The organism is Paenibacillus sp. B1-35, from assembly GCF_050474385.1.
GTDB classification, from domain to species: domain Bacteria; phylum Bacillota; class Bacilli; order Paenibacillales; family Paenibacillaceae; genus Paenibacillus_B; species Paenibacillus_B alvei.
This window is the reverse complement of record NZ_JBCHVJ010000003.1, coordinates 72920-90218: the sequence shown is the minus strand read 5'-3', so window position 1 is coordinate 90218 and position 17299 is coordinate 72920. Positions and strand designations below refer to the sequence as shown.

Genomic DNA, 17299 nt, shown 5'->3' with positions numbered 1-17299 from the left:
ACGGCGAATAAATACGCCTGCAGACTATCAGCAGCACACTCCATAATCAATTGAATGAAAGGCTTCAATTGACTCTGAACGCTTACTTTAGCCCCAATATTTGATTCAACTCCTGGAGCCTAGAAATCTCATAGGTAGGAACAATATCCGTCGTATTCACTTTCCCCTCTGGATTGAACCAGCAGGTATCCAGGCCTGCGAGCTGCCCGCCCTTCATACCCGAGCTTAATGAGTCCCCGATAATCAATGCCTGCTGCGGGTCAAAATTAGGAATGCGTGCGAACACATAATCAAAGAACTCCTTCATCGGCTTTTGGTACCCTGTATCCTCTGATACGAAAATGCTCGTAAACATCGGATGCAGTCCAGAATCACGAAGCCTCCGATCCTGTGTCTTAGACACACCATTCGTCACAATGTGCAGATCATATGCGCCGTGCAGTCCCGTAATCATTTCCAGAGCCCCGTCTACAAGCTGGTGTCCCTGTTCCAAATAACTTCGATATTGTTGCTCCAGCAAAACGCCGTCAACTTCATGCCCGTACTCCTTCAATAACAAAGAAAATCGCGTATTCACGACTTCATCGCGATCAATGCGGCCTTCCTCAAAAGCCTTCCATAGCCCTTGATTCATTTGCTTATAATACGCTTCAATTTCTTCCGATAGCTCGATCCGCTGTTCCTCGAATAATAAGCGCAGCGCCATCCTTTCAGCTGCCTGAAAGTCCAGCAATGTATCATCCACGTCAAATAATAAGGTTCGATAAGTTCTCATTGACATTGATATTCCCTTATCCTCTCCGCTGATCTCTTCAACTTCACTTCATTTAAACCGATATAATAATCAAATTTGTGTACCGCACACATGTCTTATATGCCTTCCGAAGCAGCCGGCTGGCTCGGCACCGCCTTGCGTACATCACTGCGCTTGCCGCCTGTCTTAAATACGATAATACCTCCAACTATGATCAATACTCCAATCGCTTGTTTTCCCGTAAAAGGAACCTTGTCTAAGCCAAGCAACCCCAATGAGTCGAATAACAAAGCAAAGCTGATCTGGGACGCCATCACGATCGAGACGGCAAACGTCGGGCCAAGCCGCTTCACTCCCTGTACGACACTAAGAACGACGCCGACCCCAATGATGCCGCTGAACCAGTACCATGTCTTCATATTCGGCAAATCGAATAGCTGCTTGCCTTCAACGGCCAAGCCAATCGCGAATGAAGCCAGAAATCCCATGCCCAGCACGATCGTCGTAGTCGTCCACGTTCCCACGCCTTCGTTTACTCGGCTGTTGAATACATTTTGAATGCCCACAAGCGAGCCGGCTATGAGCGCCAGTACCAAGCCTGTAATCATAAACGTTCTCCTCTCACTTTTCATATATATTATGGCCAGCCAATGCCCGCAATCGCTCCCTGTTCTTTACAGAAATGAAGCCTCGATTGCGCTCGACCAAACCTTCATCACAAAGCTTATGAATAACTCGATTCAGATGCCTATAGCTGGTGCCGATGAAATTGGCCACGTCCCGCAGACTTACGGCACGAAGCTGTCCATTAAATCGCGGATCCGATTCATCGTACGAGATGGACAAGAGGTAACTTGCCAAGCGCGCTTCCACCGGATACATCAGATTAAAACTTAAGGAATCCGATTTCATGCAAAACTTCGTTGTTATGATTTTCAACAGAAATTGAAGCAGATTTGCATCATCTTTCGCATACTGATGCAGCCAACGGTAATGGACGGCGATCATATAAACCGGAGACACCGCCTCAACCGTGTTCATGAAGTCGATGCCTTGCACATATTCAATGTCTCCGACTGCTTCAAGTGCAGTTTTGAACGACACGATCAGCGCTTTGCCCTCCGCCGAGGTGTTATACACCTTGACCTTTCCTTTCACGAGCACACATAAATACTCGGCAGGATCGCCCTGCGAACAGATCAGTTCCCCCTGCTCATAACGGTACAATGTCAAATGCGGCGTTATATTCGCATTAAATATCGAGGGTATCTGATGAATCTCCATATAGTGAGCCAGTTGTTCACGATCCTTAATTTCTTTCATAGCGCGCCTTCACCCCTGCCGCAAAATTACATCTTTAATATAATCACTCCGGCGATCATCATCCCAATGCCGATGAACTGTGCCAGCTTCATTTTTTGCTTCGCTACACCGAACCAACCTTTGCTATCGACGATAAAGGTTACGCTGAGCTGAGCAATCAACACCACAGCAATCGTCAAGGTAACGCCGACGTGATGAATAGACGTAATATTGCTGCAAATGATGATTGCCGCCAAGGCTCCACTCGTCAAATAGAGCGGCTTCACCTGCTTGATTCTTCTCCATTTACCGTCGCGAACAAGCAGTAGAAGAATGAAGGCCAGTACGAATCCCGTAAACTGGGTAATCGTTGCCGCTTGCCAAGTGCCAATATCTTGACTGATTCGGGAGTTTGCCACACCTTGCAGCGTAATGAACGCTCCGCCTAACAATGCAAATAGGATTCCTGCCATTTTTCCCGCTCCCCTAAGTTGGATTTCGATTTCATTAATATTTAAAATCAGACCCATGCCTCCGGGGAAGGACATATGTCCCAAGTGTATCAAAAAAGCAAAAATCAGCGTAGAGGCGGAATTATATTACATCAGGATCCCAGCTCACGCTGTTTATCTCCCCGATATCGAATGGAAGGATTGTCCATCTCGGCGATTCATGATAGTATTATGAACAATCAACAGTAAATTTTAATTTACCGGTAAATCGTAGTGAGGTGATTGGATGAATGTGACTAGCGTCTATAAAATCCAGACTCATGAGCAGCTAAAAGCAATCGCTGATCCTCTCCGGACAAAGATGCTTATGAACCTGGTCAAGCAAGAATATACTGGGCAGCAGCTTGCCGAAATGCTTAGTATAACGCGAAATAATATTTATTTTCATCTGAAGGAGCTAGAGAAGCATCAGGTAATTCAAGTCGTACGGAAAGAAGAGAAGAACGGTATCGTGCAAAAGTATTACCGTGCAGTTGCGAGCCGCTTTATTCCGGAGGATCATTTGCTGCCGAGCATGGATCTAATCGATACATCGCGTCAAGTGTTCATGGAAACTGTCGAGGCAACCCGCACAAAGATCGAGAGCGCGCCGGCTGCATCCTTCGCTCTGAACAGCAGCAACCTGGAGCAGCGGAAGAACATCGCCTACACCTATCAAATGATGGCGACGGAAGAAAATTTCCACGCCTTCATCGAGGAATTCAAGCTACTGCTGGATAAGCATTTTATGCAGCAAACGGGGAATGAAGGGCAGAATCATAGTAAAAATGAACGTAAACAACATGCTTTACAGACAGAGAAAACAGAAGAACAAAAAAGCTACTATTTGTCCTTAATTGCATTTCAAGATGACAGCGAAGATATTGCCATTCCATGATTACGTTTTCACTTTCTGGAGGGATACCGCATGCTAGCTAACTCAACCAAGCGTGAGCAGCGCGCAACAAAATATCCAATCGTCATAGACGATGCTTGGTTCACCGTCTCCAAGCTGGACGATAGCACGTTCGCAATTAGCGAATACGGCCATTGGGAGAGAGTTCATTCTTTTCTGCTCATCGGCAGCGAACGAGCCGCTCTAATTGACACGGGCCTCGGCATTGATGATATCACGCGAATGACTAATCAACTAACCAGTCTGCCCATCACAGTGCTTACCACCCATGTTCACTGGGATCATATCGGCAGCCATGGCAAGTTCGAGCGCATTTACGTCCACGAGATGGATGAAGATTGGCTTGTCAACGGCATTAAAGGATTGCCAATTGAGCAGGTTCGCAAAGATGTATCGCGTGATATTACGAGACCTTTACCGGCTACCTTCGATCCTGCTGCCTACACTCCCTATCAAGGCAAGCCGACTGGCCTTCTGCGAGATGGAGATGCAATTGATTTAGGAGATCGCAAACTCATCGTTTATCATACGCCAGGTCATTCTCCCGGACATATCGTGGTGCACGATACAAGCAGAGGATACTTATTTGCTGGCGATCTGCTGTACGATGAGACACCGATCTATGCGTTCTATCCTTCAACGAGTCCGGAAGATCTTGTGTCCTCATGGCAGAAAATCTCGGAGATCGAGGGCATTGTGCAAATATTCGGTTCCCATAACCGACTTGGGCTAGAGCCCGAATTATTAGGTGCGGTGAAAGATGCAGCAGCAGAACTTCGAGAAAAGGAGCTTGTCCGCTTCGGAACAGGCATTCACCAATTCCATGGATTTTCAGTTCAGTTCTGAATAGAGGGCCGGCATAAGTTGTAAGAAAAGTCCTTCCCGCTCCCCCAATCGCCCCTTATACTGGAAGTAGCATGATAGGTGACAACACATACAACACGAATGGAAACGGAGGATCACTGTGAGGAATGCAATGCGATGGCTATCCGCCATCATGATGATTGTGATTTTGCTTCACCCAGGAATTGTTCAAGCTGCTTCTATGCCGATAAAATCCGGCGTTGTTCAGGATACGGCCAAAATGATCCCTAAAGAATCGATTCCATATATCGAACGGGCCGCGAAAGGGAATCCGTATACCTTTTATCTCCTTACCATCAATAGTCTAAATGGACAAGATGCAGCCGAGTATGCAACCGCAGTGTATCGTAAATGGAAGCTGACAGCGGATGACATACTTATCGTTTTATCCAAGGAAGATCGGCGCGTAGAAATGAACTTCAACAATCCTGCCCTGCAGGAGAAGATCGATGCGCTTCCCGATGATTTTAACGGGGATGGCCAGTCCCGATCCAAACTAAGTGAATTCGTCGATAGGCACTTTATTCCGAAAGCCAAGGAAGGCAATTTCGCCAGAGCCGCTATTACCTTGATAGAAGCGACTAAGCAATTAAAGCCCGCAGCTATTTCGATTCCGGAAGAACCTGCTGGAAATCTTCCATCCGACAAGCATCCAAACACATCGAATAGCGATAGCGGAGCTCCAATAAAGCCGCAGGAGCCTGCCGGACCCGGAGCATTCGAACGATTTTGGAATGGCATCCCTTGGCCGACCGTGGGAGTCATAGCCGGCAGTATCGCATTATGCATACCATTATGCATATGGACATGGCGCCTGCAACGACTACGCAAGCTGCGTAATCAAATTCCTGTCGTGATGGCTGCTGTCAGCCACGCGCTCGAACGCGTTCGTCATTACGCCGAGTTATATCAGGGCACGACCCAGCAGGAGGCGTCGTCCATCGAAGGGCAGTTAACGTCATCCATAATCGAGCTCGATTCTAGCTTGAAGGAGCTTCAACAAATCAGCTTCGTTCGCACGATGCTGCCTACGTTAAAAAAACAACTCGATTCCGCTGAGAACGTGCGGCAAACGAAAGAAAACGAAGTTGCGGAGCTATCGAGGCAGATTGAACAAATCGAGTCGATTGAACGGCAGCTTGTGGACAGCATACGCGAAGCGCGTACGCGCCTTCAACAGCTCGAATATGAATATCGTTCAGAAACCAATGCGCGGGGCTGGTCGCTGGACGGGATCGAGCAGCGCCACCATGACCTTGTGAATCGCATCCAAACTGTGGACGATATGGACACATTCGATCCGATCGGCGCCAATGCCATCATGGACACTTGCAAGACTGGAATCGAGCAGTTGTCGCAAGATATCTCTTCCATCTCGCACTATGCGAACCTATACCAGCAGTTCCCAAACGAGATGGCCAGCAGCCGTTCCCGCTTCGAAAGCATCGTACAGGAGCATAGGCTTAAGCTGATCCGAATCGATCCTTACGGCTGTCTGGAGCAAGCTAGGGACACGAATGAACGGATGCTGGAGCAGCTGCAAATCGGCAATATTTCAGAAGTTGCCCAATTGGCAGAGCATAGACGCCAGCTTCTGGCGGAGGCCGTTCAAATGACGCAGCGAATAGCTGATTTGAAGTTAAAAAATGCCGAAGACATCCAAGCTATTGCGAAGAGATTATCGAATTTTATGGATCAAGAACGACAGATGAATGAGCTTCATAACCGAGTCACCCATACATATCGATCTACCTACTGGGAGCATGCTTGGGAGCTGTATCATAACGGGCTTCCCGAAATTGCCCAAATGCGATCGAGGCTGAACGATGTTCGTTCGTTATCTTCCGAAGAGGTGCAGGAATACGAATTGGCTCGTCAGGAACTTGACGGAATTTTGCAAGCTCTGCAGGATCAGGATCGCAATCAAAGGCAATATGAAGGACTCGTCACGAAATTAGATCAGGCGGTTGATCTGATCAACAGGCAGCTAAAGAGCGGCGAACAAGCATTTTCCCGAGGCCGGGACGTCATCGCCCGCAATCGACTCGTTCAAGTATGGGGCCCTGCTGAAGCGTCTCTATTGAAGCTTGACTCTGGACTGAAGCAGTTGATTGCTCAGCCTCCTTATGACATCGACTTCATGTCGGAGCTAAGCTCCCGATATGTGCGGGAAGCAGAGGCCTACCTCCAGGATGTGGAGCGAACCGCGATTTTGAAGCGCGATGCGGAACGCAATATTAACGATATGGAAGCACGGTATCGTTCAACTTACAATCGTACACGAAGAAAAATAAAATTGTCCCATTTTGATTATCAATATTCGCAAGTGATCTCCAATGCCAATGATTATATGCAGCGGGGAGACTACCAGCGCGCAAGTCAGGAGGCTGCCATGTTGGCGGGCATCATTAATGCCATGAACGCAGCCTATGATGCCGTACTGGCAGAAGAACGGCGCCGCGAAGAAGCTCGACGTGCGGAAGAACGAAGACGCGAGGAGGCCCGCCGCGCCGAGGAGCGCAGAATCGAGGAAGAGAAGAGACGCCGCGAGCAAGCCAATTCGAGCAGCTCGGGCAGCTGGGGCGGCAGCTCCAACTCTTCCAGCTCCAACAGCTCCGGCGGTTCCAGTTGGGGAAGCAGTTCGAACAGCTCCGGCGGCTCCAGTTGGGACAGCAGCAACAAAAATTCCTCAGGCGGCTCTAATTGGTAGATCATACAGCCAGCAAAAAAACGCTTGGACAGAAGTCCAAGCGTTTTTCACGTTGATTTAGTCAGGACTTCCGGACTGCATGCGGTAATTCCGGAACATCATCCCGTTCGCCTTCATCATGCCGAAATGTTCATAAAAAGGAACCAGGTCATCGTCACAGCACAAATCAATCATATAGATGTCATCCAACTTTTTGAGCATCTGACTGACTAATTGCTTACCAATTCCCTTGCCTTTATATGCAGGCAATACTTCAAGCAGTGGAATATATGTAGACAACACACCGTCACTTATCGCTGTTATAAATCCTACGACTTGACCCGTCTGCTCATCCACCGCCAGAATCACTTTGCTGCTGTTCTTCAATAACCGAAGGTGAGTTTCCGGACTCGGCGGATTCGGCCAATTCACAAAAAAGCCTTCTAACATTTCAACTGTAATTCCATCGACTGAGTACTTGTATATCATATTCGATCATCTCCTCATGGACTTGTCTGAGATAAATGATCGATATCAATAATAAAGTAAAAACAAACCAATAACCTCCGTATCCTCAAAAGAAGCACTATACCAATATACGGAAGTCTAATATATTACGCAACCATTATTTTCTACGCCAGCTTGCCTACTGCTGCTATGGTGTCCAATGTGCCGGGCGGAACAGCTCTCCAGGCAATTTAGTATGCGCATCCCCTTTCGCAGCGTTAATTTGCACCTGAGTCAGAAAAATACTGTCTCGCAAATCCGCACCGCAAAGATCAGCATCTCGCAAATCCGCTCCGATGAAGTCGGCTCCACGCAAATCCGCATGCTTCAAATCAGCAGCGATCAGATAAGCGCCTCGAAAGTTAGCCCCTTTGAGATCGGCTGCTGTTAATTTGGCTCCCATAAGATCAGCGCCGCGATAATTCTTTCGTTCTCCATTCGAACTGCCCTTTAGATTGCGGCGTACCTCCAGCCATACCAGTTCGCTAGTTTGCACTAACAGCATATTTACATTTGCGCGATGTGTAGGAACATCCAGCTTCAGAAGTTCATCTGCACGGAGCTCTGTCAGACGTATCGTCTCTGTCAGCGCCATGCTAAGCTCTTGACGAATAGAACGCACTGCCTCCCGCATAAGCGCTTCATGTAAATACCATAGCATTTCGTGGAGCTGATGCATAATCGGAAAGACGTTATACATCGTTTTCGCTCTCTCTGAGCCTTCCCGCCAATCGATTCCCTCAAACGTAATCTGCGACACCTTCTGTCCTGCGCCGAAGCATTCAAACACGGTGCACCCTTTACATCCTCGTTCTCGTAAATTCGTGTGAATGCCGCAGCGATAATCAGCCTGTAAGTTCGAGCAAGGCACTCCCGCATCCTTGTTCATGGCAAAATCAACAGATGCAGCAAATGGGAGCGCAACACAGCAAAGCCCGAAGCAATTTTCGCAATCGGCGCGCAGGTCGTCCCAATGAATGTGGTGAAGGGTATGAGAATAATCTCGGTTTCCTTCTAGCAAGTAGAGCACCTCCGATGTGCTAGCAATCTGAGATGATTATAACGGAATGAATTGGTTCTATCTATTAAAAAAAATCTGTCCACGCTACAAATGATGATGTCTGCCTGTCTCTTTCTTAGCATGATGCGGAACAAGAATTGTAAGAGAGGAGGAACCGCAAAGGAAATAAACAGAGTACGGAATATCTGATAGCCTGATACCATCGAGAGGTCAGCCTGAATCTCATGTGCAATGATCCCCATCTGCTCCATGCCTCCGGGAGCGAGACTAAGCAGCGCCGTCGACTCGGATACAGATTGCAGTGCCGCTAGCAACACACTTAATGCGAGAGCACCAACCACCAGCGTGAGTCCGCTGGCAATCGCAAGGCCAATCGTTCCTCAACTTGTTCGTCATCTGACCTGGTTTTAGCGTCATCCCTACATAAGTGCCGATGAGAAGCTGAGCCATATGAATCACAGAAGGAGGAAGAGGAACTCCGTCGACTCCGAATCGTTGAACAAGGGCAATGCCGGTTGCAGGGCCTAATAAATAAGCTGTCGGCAATTTGATTTTGGTGCCGATACGCGCACATGCAATACTGATCGCAGCGAACAATATCAGTTTCAGGAGCATTTCGCTTGTATAGGCTGCTGTCGCTACTTGTTGGGAAGTTTCGAGTGAGTGTGTTGTTGATCCACTCATATTGCCGAATAATGGGTTCAACAGAAGCAAGGGAGTAGCTGTAATAATCGTCATTAGACCTATGGGGAAATGCATCTTTCATACGCGAAGGCAGCACGACTCCGGAAGGAACCCATGCTCTATCGATCAATCAGCTGGCGGCTGCGTATTTTGGTAACGTAGAGCAAGCAGCGATGGCAAAATGAATCGAGTCTCTTGAATAGGAAAAATAAAGAAAGCCAACTCATATTCGGCAACACGACCATCACCTGCAGCTACGTAAGCGGCATAAGAGTTATGTGTTGGCTGCAGCTAGAACGCCTACGATCAGAACGGTGAACGATGTAAATGATAATGGTGGCCATGTGACAGTAAATCTGGCGAAAGCTTTATCTGACCTACAAAAAACGGTGAACGAACTGAGTGATATGATTCGCGCGCTCGGTCACATCGTCCAGCAACAAAATCAATCTGCAGCTTCATGATCTGAAGTCGAGTCAAATAGATCCGGATAAGTTCGATCATGGGCTAATTTATCATTACCCTGAAAAGTAAGAAGATGAGAACATGATATTAAACAATGTGCAGAAAGAGACAATCCGCCAGATGGATGTAGGAGATAACGTGACGTTCGGCGGAGTAGCAACGGGTACGGATGATCGGTACGAAGTACATAGAGTGACCGAAGGAGAATATAGAGTTGGGAAGCACTCATGATTTGCTTGAAGATGGATTATGTATCATCGACCGAAGAAGAAAATCCCCGCTCAAGGCTGAATTTGCCCGAATACGGCGTTCGAGAGGCTAGACTATTTCACAAAATCCGGGATTATGTGCACAGTCTTTACAAATTGTCTGAATTCGTACAATATGGTCAGTCCTTTTTTTTGAAAATATTTTTAATTGAAGAAAATATTTTATCAAAGAAGTTACTTAGATATTTTTTGACTAGAAAACCTACCAGAGCAAAGAATAGTGAAATACCTATTATAAAAACAAATAGTTTTAGTCCTATTTCTATAAATTCCATTTAGATACAGCACCTCCTTTTCTTTTATGATTATATACTTGTTGGACTAGTTAACACACACAAATCGCTGAAATGGAATCGTGTTGAAGGCGCATTTGAAGCGAAAGGAATATAGTCATTTCCAAAAGTCTATTTACAATTTATTTCAATTAATTGAAAAATATACTGGTAAATATGTATATAGTATGGTGAAGTGAAAAAAAGGAGGATGATAGTCCAATGGTAAGAAAATCTATTAGTTTATGTATCGCTCTATGTCTTTCAATCGCTCTAATTTTTGGTGGACAGGCGAGCGCAAGTGGAGCATTATCAACGGACACAATTGTAACTGAAGAGAATGTAAACCAAGTTATTGAATATCTAGGATTAGATCCTAGAGATCTGAAAAAAGCTGATGCTGTTGCTTTTTCAGATGATTCCGTTACTGTTACTGTCGGGGAATTGGAACAAGCTCTTAATCAATTAAAACAACTTCCTAAAGAAGTTACATCAACAGAAAACCCTAATGCAATAGCTCCTCGAGCTGATTTTTGTACTGGCATGAAAATGTTATATTATACAACTAATCTTGGTGGATCGTTTGAATTATCTTATGAAGCAAGTGCCAATTACTCGTGGAACAAATTTACCGCTGTCAATAATGCTACCGTTTCAGTAATAGATAACGATGATAATGTATTAACAACTTTCACAATAGCTAGTAGAGATGTTGGAGCTCAAGTTATTGATGACGGCAAAAAAGTTGAACTGAAAGCTAAAGTTAAAGTAGAATCGTGGATATCAGTTGGAAACATAGGACTTATTAAGGTAACGACAACAACAGTTAATACAACAAAGGAATGGACTACTTCACAAGCAGGAATCCCAGGTTGCATTTAGTAGAATATCAAGCGCGTATCTAAAAGGGCTGCTGCAGGCAGTCCTTTTTATGTTGGAGAACCCACGCGAGTTATTTTTTGTATATCTGCCGTTCTTGGATTCCGAAAGGATCTCTAGGAACATGAAGAGTTCCCATTGTCGGAAGAGCTCTTTGTCAGAAGAAAATAAAGTTCTAGACTGAAAATTATCAAGACCTAAACTTAAGGAAATCAAATCAAATAAAATAAAGGGTTCTACATATTATGCATGACTAATATGTGGAACCCTTTATGTTTAACTAACGTTTCCCGTTAGCTTAATTAATTACCGGTGCAATTCTAATGGCCAAACTGCGAAGGTATATATGTTGAGGATTAAAGATTGTATGTATAATATTATAAATAAATAGGATTTTGTAACGAAACAGATTGAAGAGATCCAGTTAACCTTTGATGAGAACGTTGAGGAATACTTTCAGACAATTGACCCTTCTGCTGATGAAGCAGATGGGTCTTTTTGTGTTCCTAAAAATAATATCCATAAGAATGTGAAGTTTACAATAGTAATCTGATCATTGAACATCTATATTAAATATAGTGAAATGACACATTTGGCGGATAAGGCGTACTACGGGTTGTTTATATTATCCTCGCATAGATTTTTCGAAATGGAGAGTTTATGAAAAAGACTATTGTTTTTGTATTAACGATACTTATATTATTCTCAGGATTCGCAACACAAAGTTATGCGTCGTTGTCAAATACGCAATCTACGGCAATACAAGCGTTGCTGGATGATGCCTCTCGTATATCAGGTGTGCCGGGAATGTCAATCTCAATACTTGCTGATGATGAAGTGTTCTACTTTTCTTCCGGGTATGCAGACCGTGAAAGTGGGTTGTCTGCAAGTGAAAATACACTATATGAGTTGGCCTCGGTCAGTAAAGCTTTTACCGGCATGGGTATTCTGCTGTTGGAAGAGCAAGGGCTGCTGTCAATGACTGACACTGTCCAAAAATATTTACCTTGGTTTACGTTAAAGTATCAAGGGAAACCTGTTGATATGCAAAGCCTTACACTCAATAACTTTCTTCACCATACTAGCGGCCTAACAAATGGTAGGCATACTCAAAATATTCCACAAGGCAATACGCCAGATTTGCTGCAAAAGACTGTGGAAATGCTGGTAGATGCTGAGTTGGCGTTCCCTCCCGGTGAACAGTATAACTATGGAACCGTTAATTATGACGTATTGGGTTTGGTTATTGAGATTGTGTCGGGACAAAGCTATGAAGACTTTATGAGGGAACAGGTATTTCAGCCGTTAGGTCTTCACCAGACGTATGTTTATAAAGAAGATGCTCAAGCCACCGGACAGTTGGCACAGGGCTACCGTTCTTCCTTTTTTATGACAACTCCATATAACGCGCCGGATTATTCCGGGAATAAACCCGCAGGCTACATTATTTCTTGTACAAAAGATATGGCGCGTTGGATGGGCATACAGATGGGTATTGTGCAGGACATACCCGAAATATTCCATACGGTTATCGAAAAATCACATCAGGGTGATATGTCTGTTCCGGCTGTCAACGAAATGTATTATGCGGCGGGCTGGTCGGTAAACGCCAACCAAACGATTATAGAGCACCCAGGGGGCAATCCCAATTTCGGAACCGAAGTGGCCATACTGCCAAATGAACGAACAGCCATCTGCTTGCTGACCAACGGCGCAAATATCAATAGAAGCATGGTACTAAAAGTTAAAGATATATTAGACGGCAATCTAACGCAGTCATATGAAATAAGCGGCACACAGCTTTTGGACATCATTTTATCGTCCACCACAATTATTCTTTGCCTATTGGCCGTTCTGTTCTTTCTCTTAGGATTACGCAGAAGGAAAACGAATGAGCGGCAGCCAATGACAAAAAAGCGAATAATGGTAACAGTTATTTTGCTGATTGCTACGATTGCCCTGTGTATAATGTGCTGTGCATTAGATTGGTCAACGATACTTATTTGGCAAACATATAGTGTTCTTACAGCTTTGATTTCGTCGGCATTATTAACAGCAAGCATTACATGGTTTGTATACACTCACCGATATAATGCCTCGCTCCGAAAATAAGCATTTTGTTCGTTCGCCTTATTGGCATAATGTGAAGTAAACATTTGATAAGATACAATACCAGCTAGAAGGGAGTGCCCGAGCACTCCCTATTTTTCGTCGTTACTTATGGTAGGGTTCACCGCAAATGATCTCAAACTATCCTGCCCGTTAGCTCAATGAAGTGCAACTAAAATTTTTCGTAAATCTGAGCATAAGCCTTTTTCATTTCTTCTCGTATTTCTTTGTTCTCGTTCTCCAGTGCTTTGATTTTGCGTTTTAACGTTTCGATGAGTATATCCTTATTCGCATCATTCATCTCACGCTTTATTTGCTTTGGGGTAGGTGCTTGTGATTGTTGACGGCGTAAGGATTCGATCCTCTCGCGGATATCTGAATGGTTATATAAACTCGCTTTCGATACACCCGATTCTTCTGATACGCTATTGAAATTGATGCTCTTGTTGGCTCGTAAGAGGCGTTTAATCGCCTGATCTACCTTCTCTAGGGTACTCGCCTTCCGTTGGGCATGGATTCTCTTCAGATGAGCTGTACGGTCGTAATTAGCCATTTCCAGCACTCACCTTTCTTTTTATACGGTCTTGTCTACCGAAAATGATATTGCCTTCTTGAAGGTTAGTTAGAATCCCCTGATAACATAGTAGATTTTTCTCATTCTTCTCAGCCATATCTTCACGACCGTGTTGTTTTGCTGCCTCAATAGCCTTTGATGTGGTTTTAATATGCAGTTCATATTTCTGTACATCCAATTCAGAGAAGCCTATGGCTAAATCTTTACATGGGCTTCCTCCATTACACGTTAAGCAAGGTGGTGCTTCCATGTGAGGGCATTCACCTTTTAAACGAGCGTGGCATGTCCCATAAGGGTTATCCATTGCATTCAACTTATGGTCTTGCCATAACGCATTTAAGATCTCTGCAGGAATGTCTTCTCCCACTTTAATTTCCTGCACATCACCGTTAAGGTCAAAGCTAAAAACACCTTGAGTGATTACAGTTTCAAAAGCCTTTCTTTTCGTATCGTCTAACAACTTTGCATACCGCAAGGTCATTTCAGGAGAAGCATGGGCTAACAACTCTTGGACAGTCAGAATGTCCGCTCCACCATTTAGCATCTTAACTGCATAAGTATGTCTAAACTGATGGGTTTTAAAGTGAAATACATTCCCATTTTCATCGGTGATATTCTTTTTCATAGCCAGTTCATTTAATTGTCTCAGAAGCCAATGCTGGTTGAATGGCCTTCCTTTGCGAGCACCACGATAACGAACAAAAATTAATCCTTCTGGATTATTATCTTGATTGCTTCTTTCTTTTGAATGTTGAATGAGAACTGCAAGAATATCCGCCAACTTTTCGTCAATGGGAATTCGATGACCTTGAACATAAGTCTTTTCAATATCCGTTACAATGGAGTATTTGCCGTTTAGTTTTACTAAGCAGTCCGAAGTTAAGCCTAACACATCGGAAACGCGCAGCCCTGTTTTAAAGGCTGCCCATACGATAGGAGTTATCTCTTTAGGTAAATAATTAATATGGGTGAATAATTGCTCTAAAACATAATCTGGAATGTAGTCAATTTGGTCAATAGATTTTTTTCGAAGCTTGGGCTTATCCTCTGGAAAAAGGAGCCTTTGTACAGGAGTTTCAGGAGCGATGTCATATTCGTAACGGTGAAGATCCTCCAGAAACTTGCCGACAACTAGAAATCCTTTGTTTATATAACGTTCAGGATGTGTATTTCTGTGCTTTATACTTCCCTTGGCATAGCCGTGTAACCATCGAATATATGTTTCCATGTGAGTGCGTTTTAAGCCTCTTAAATCGTTCCAATTTGGTTCCATTAAAGACACACAAGAAAGAAAATTTGGTAAAAAACTCATATAAGCTATTGCTGAAGCCCAAGTAAAGTTGTGTTTACTCAATAGACGTAGTTTAATGTATTTTTTAATCTGAAGACGCATATTAAAACTTTCGATCTTCGTGAAATCAAGATAGTGAGCAGAATTACTCTTGTTATAGTGAATCCCATATTTATCATGCAGTATCCTTACATCCCAGCGATCTTTTTCCCATTCTTCACGGGTGTCTGTTAATTGCACGAACTTTGAAAGAAACAATCGCAAATAGCCCGCCAAATGTGTTTTTCGTGTAACTTCGGCACGAAATGCATGTTTTTGAATCTCTTGTGTCTTATATTTCTGTTCATGCAACCAAAATAGCCATTCACGCTCTAACTTTATCAATACCTAAGTCAAGCAGGGAAAATAGAGTAGGATACTTTTCATTTAGGAATTTTGTAAATACGCTCCAGCATTGTCCCACAAAAATAGTGACGAGAGCTTTCTCAGCATAAAATAGCTCGTGATACCAAAAGTATTTTGCTTCTAAATTAACCGTAGAGCTTTTGATTCGAAAATGGATATTTTGAGTTGAGTGATTATAATTCTCCGCCAGCTTTTTAAACTGTTTGATATCTCCGATAAAATCAACATTCCATTTATCATTGACCAGGAAATAAGGATTATTTACATGCTTCACGTTTATAGATCCATCAGTATGAATGGTCTTCTCAGGATAAGCAGAAAGCTCTTGCTCTAATCTCTCATGAAAGCTTAATTCCTCACGGTATGTACGTAGACTGATTTTTAGGTATAGATTCATCGTGGTCTGAATCTGCGAATGTCCTAAACGTTCCTGCACTTGCTTTATGTCTTTGGTTTCTTGGTAATACATCGTAGCGTGTGTGTGTCTAAAAAGGTGGGGGTGAAGTTTGCGAATTCCCGTTTTCTCCCTTAAACGCTTAAAAAGAGCTTCTACAGCGGTAAGTGTCAGGGGCTTACCTTTATTTTCACCTCGAAGAATTACAAAAACGAAATTGGAACGAAAGTCCAACTCATCAAGAACTTCATATAAGTAGTCATCAAACAAGTCCATTAACGCCTGGGACACATATATTCCACGCTCACCTGTTTTGAGCATGGCTCCGTTTTCTAATTCCCCTCGATCCTTTAGAAAAATCCGATGGCCTCTGTAATCAAACTTAAAATCTTCCAAATAGAGTGAGAGGACTTCACCAATTCGCAAACCTGTTTCAAATAACACTTGGATGAGAAACTGATCTCTGATGTTTGTTGTTGCGTTTAGCACTTGCTGCACTTGTTCTTTTGAAAGTGTCTCAACATTCTTGCGTGGCTCTTTAATTTTTAATATATTTCTTATAGACGGCTTGTCCTTATGAACGTGATGCAGAAAGCTTTTATATCGTGATCTTCCTCCAGTAAATACCTGCCGCATTAACTTCTCGGACATACCATTGATAAGCTCTTCATTTCGATACAAATAATCATAAAAGTTTGTAACAGCTGTTACTGTTAGATTAATGGTCTTTTCTGTCCTCTTTGTTTGAATCGGTTTAAGATGGAGTTATCTTGTTGCTTTCAAAAGGGCTGCGCAACCAACCAACGAATTCCACCAAGTCTTCTAATCGAATATTATTGTGATCTTTATTCGTCTCTTTTAAGTACGCAAAATACTGCTTTAACGCATAACAATACGTTTTCTGCGTATTTCTACTTTTTCCCGTATTGTCTAAGTATTTTAGGTATTTCAAAACAGGGATCACAGGTAAACCATTTCCATCTATCAACATGTAACGTTTGTTGTTATCCTTTAGGATAACTTCTTGTACTCTCAACGACTTCACCTTCCAATATTAATTGATTACGCTCGGTTTTTAACCTCGCTACGCCTCCCGCTATGGGCTACGCCCTCCACAAATAGAATCATACGTTGCATTTAATCTTTACATTATATACATTGTAAACAGTAACTTCGACGTCTAAATAATGAATCTATCATATATAAATATAGTGGATATATGCTCATAAATTGAACATAGTATCCACTATTTATAATAGTCTAATCAATGAAAAATAAAGTTTTAGACTGTAGGCGCTGTAAGGCGTGACGGTGGACTTACACAGCAGCTGCTCACATTCCTGGTACTCCGGAATCAATGCGCACTACCGATCTGCATGCCGATTCCGGTGGACGGATATGCGTAGTCACACC

16 protein-coding genes and 2 pseudogenes are annotated in these 17299 nt (G+C 43.7%); 7 read left to right on the top strand and 11 right to left on the bottom strand.

Translation table 11 applies throughout. The annotated features are described in order from the left end of the window. Positions 1-82: 82 nt before the first annotated feature. The 4 genes from ACQ5BJ_RS12280 to ACQ5BJ_RS12265 all read right to left on the bottom strand — a co-directional run bounded on the left by ACQ5BJ_RS12280 (position 83) and on the right by ACQ5BJ_RS12265 (position 2529). Entirely contained in the window at positions 83-775 is a 693-nt protein-coding gene (locus ACQ5BJ_RS12280) for a YjjG family noncanonical pyrimidine nucleotidase (RefSeq protein WP_430111058.1), read from the bottom strand. A 95-nt stretch (positions 776-870) separates the two neighbouring features. Next, the gene (locus tag ACQ5BJ_RS12275) at positions 871-1362 is read right to left on the bottom strand and encodes a DMT family transporter (RefSeq protein ID WP_005544287.1); all 492 of its coding nucleotides are present in this window, start codon (positions 1360-1362) and stop codon (positions 871-873) included. Between the two features lie 13 nt (positions 1363-1375). After that, positions 1376-2077: a Crp/Fnr family transcriptional regulator gene (locus tag ACQ5BJ_RS12270; protein ID WP_430110865.1), complete on the bottom strand. Its 702-nt coding sequence runs from the start codon at positions 2075-2077 to the stop codon at positions 1376-1378. 26 nt (positions 2078-2103) lie between these two features. Then, the gene (locus ACQ5BJ_RS12265; RefSeq protein ID WP_289355233.1) at positions 2104-2529 is read right to left on the bottom strand and encodes a DMT family transporter; all 426 of its coding nucleotides are present in this window, start codon (positions 2527-2529) and stop codon (positions 2104-2106) included. Positions 2530-2794: 265 nt separating this feature from the next. Between ACQ5BJ_RS12265 and ACQ5BJ_RS12260 the strand changes: the two genes are divergently transcribed. The 3 genes from ACQ5BJ_RS12260 (at position 2795) to ACQ5BJ_RS12250 (ending at position 7037) form a co-directional block, all read left to right on the top strand. Further along, on the top strand, positions 2795-3445 hold the full coding sequence (locus tag ACQ5BJ_RS12260; protein WP_430110868.1) for an ArsR/SmtB family transcription factor: 651 nt from the start codon (positions 2795-2797) through the stop codon (positions 3443-3445). Positions 3446-3475: 30 nt separating this feature from the next. Continuing rightward, positions 3476-4309 (top strand): MBL fold metallo-hydrolase, encoded by an 834-nt coding sequence (locus ACQ5BJ_RS12255; protein ID WP_005544291.1) that lies wholly within the window; start codon positions 3476-3478, stop codon positions 4307-4309. A gap of 118 nt (positions 4310-4427) precedes the next feature. Next, positions 4428-7037 carry a TPM domain-containing protein gene (locus ACQ5BJ_RS12250; RefSeq protein WP_430110872.1) on the top strand — a complete coding sequence of 870 codons (2610 nt, stop codon included), beginning with the start codon at positions 4428-4430 and terminating at the stop codon, positions 7035-7037. Positions 7038-7094: 57 nt separating this feature from the next. Here the strand turns inward: ACQ5BJ_RS12250 and ACQ5BJ_RS12245 are convergent, their stop codons facing one another. The 4 genes from ACQ5BJ_RS12245 to ACQ5BJ_RS12230 form a co-directional block, all read right to left on the bottom strand. After that, positions 7095-7505 (bottom strand): GNAT family N-acetyltransferase, encoded by a 411-nt coding sequence (locus ACQ5BJ_RS12245; protein ID WP_430110874.1) that lies wholly within the window; start codon positions 7503-7505, stop codon positions 7095-7097. A gap of 166 nt (positions 7506-7671) precedes the next feature. Further along, on the bottom strand, positions 7672-8544 hold the full coding sequence (locus ACQ5BJ_RS12240) for a pentapeptide repeat-containing protein (protein WP_430110877.1): 873 nt from the start codon (positions 8542-8544) through the stop codon (positions 7672-7674). Beyond that, on the bottom strand, positions 8538-8861 hold the full coding sequence (locus ACQ5BJ_RS12235) for an AbrB family transcriptional regulator (protein WP_430113400.1): 324 nt from the start codon (positions 8859-8861) through the stop codon (positions 8538-8540). The genes ACQ5BJ_RS12240 and ACQ5BJ_RS12235 overlap by 7 nt, the downstream gene beginning before the upstream one ends. Continuing rightward, positions 8812-9282 carry an AbrB family transcriptional regulator gene (locus ACQ5BJ_RS12230; protein ID WP_430110881.1) on the bottom strand — a complete coding sequence of 157 codons (471 nt, stop codon included), beginning with the start codon at positions 9280-9282 and terminating at the stop codon, positions 8812-8814. The genes ACQ5BJ_RS12235 and ACQ5BJ_RS12230 overlap by 50 nt, the downstream gene beginning before the upstream one ends. A 227-nt stretch (positions 9283-9509) precedes the next feature. Here ACQ5BJ_RS12230 and ACQ5BJ_RS12225 point away from each other — a divergent pair, with 227 nt between their 5' ends. The 4 genes from ACQ5BJ_RS12225 (at position 9510) to ACQ5BJ_RS12210 (ending at position 13225) form a co-directional block, all read left to right on the top strand. Then, entirely contained in the window at positions 9510-9692 is a 183-nt protein-coding gene (locus ACQ5BJ_RS12225) for a hypothetical protein (RefSeq protein WP_289355228.1), read from the top strand. An 82-nt stretch (positions 9693-9774) separates the two neighbouring features. Continuing rightward, the gene (locus ACQ5BJ_RS12220) at positions 9775-9924 is read left to right on the top strand and encodes a hypothetical protein (protein WP_005544296.1); all 150 of its coding nucleotides are present in this window, start codon (positions 9775-9777) and stop codon (positions 9922-9924) included. A gap of 532 nt (positions 9925-10456) precedes the next feature. Next, complete coding sequence (locus ACQ5BJ_RS12215) at positions 10457-11116, top strand: hypothetical protein (RefSeq protein WP_430110884.1); 660 nt, start codon at positions 10457-10459, stop codon at positions 11114-11116. Between the two features lie 657 nt (positions 11117-11773). Continuing rightward, complete coding sequence (locus ACQ5BJ_RS12210; RefSeq protein ID WP_430110887.1) at positions 11774-13225, top strand: serine hydrolase domain-containing protein; 1452 nt, start codon at positions 11774-11776, stop codon at positions 13223-13225. 169 nt (positions 13226-13394) lie between these two features. Here ACQ5BJ_RS12210 and ACQ5BJ_RS12205 read toward each other — a convergent pair whose 3' ends face one another. The 3 genes and pseudogenes from ACQ5BJ_RS12205 to ACQ5BJ_RS12195 form a co-directional block, all read right to left on the bottom strand. Next, positions 13395-13775 carry a DUF6262 family protein gene (locus tag ACQ5BJ_RS12205; protein WP_163975514.1) on the bottom strand — a complete coding sequence of 127 codons (381 nt, stop codon included), beginning with the start codon at positions 13773-13775 and terminating at the stop codon, positions 13395-13397. After that, positions 13768-15871, bottom strand: a pseudogene (locus ACQ5BJ_RS12200) (tyrosine-type recombinase/integrase). The gene ACQ5BJ_RS12205 and the pseudogene ACQ5BJ_RS12200 overlap by 8 nt, the downstream one beginning before the upstream one ends. Then, positions 15845-16922 (bottom strand): annotated as a pseudogene (locus ACQ5BJ_RS12195) (tyrosine-type recombinase/integrase); the annotation flags it as partial. The pseudogenes ACQ5BJ_RS12200 and ACQ5BJ_RS12195, both read right to left, overlap by 27 nt. Positions 16923-17299: the final 377 nt, after the last annotated feature.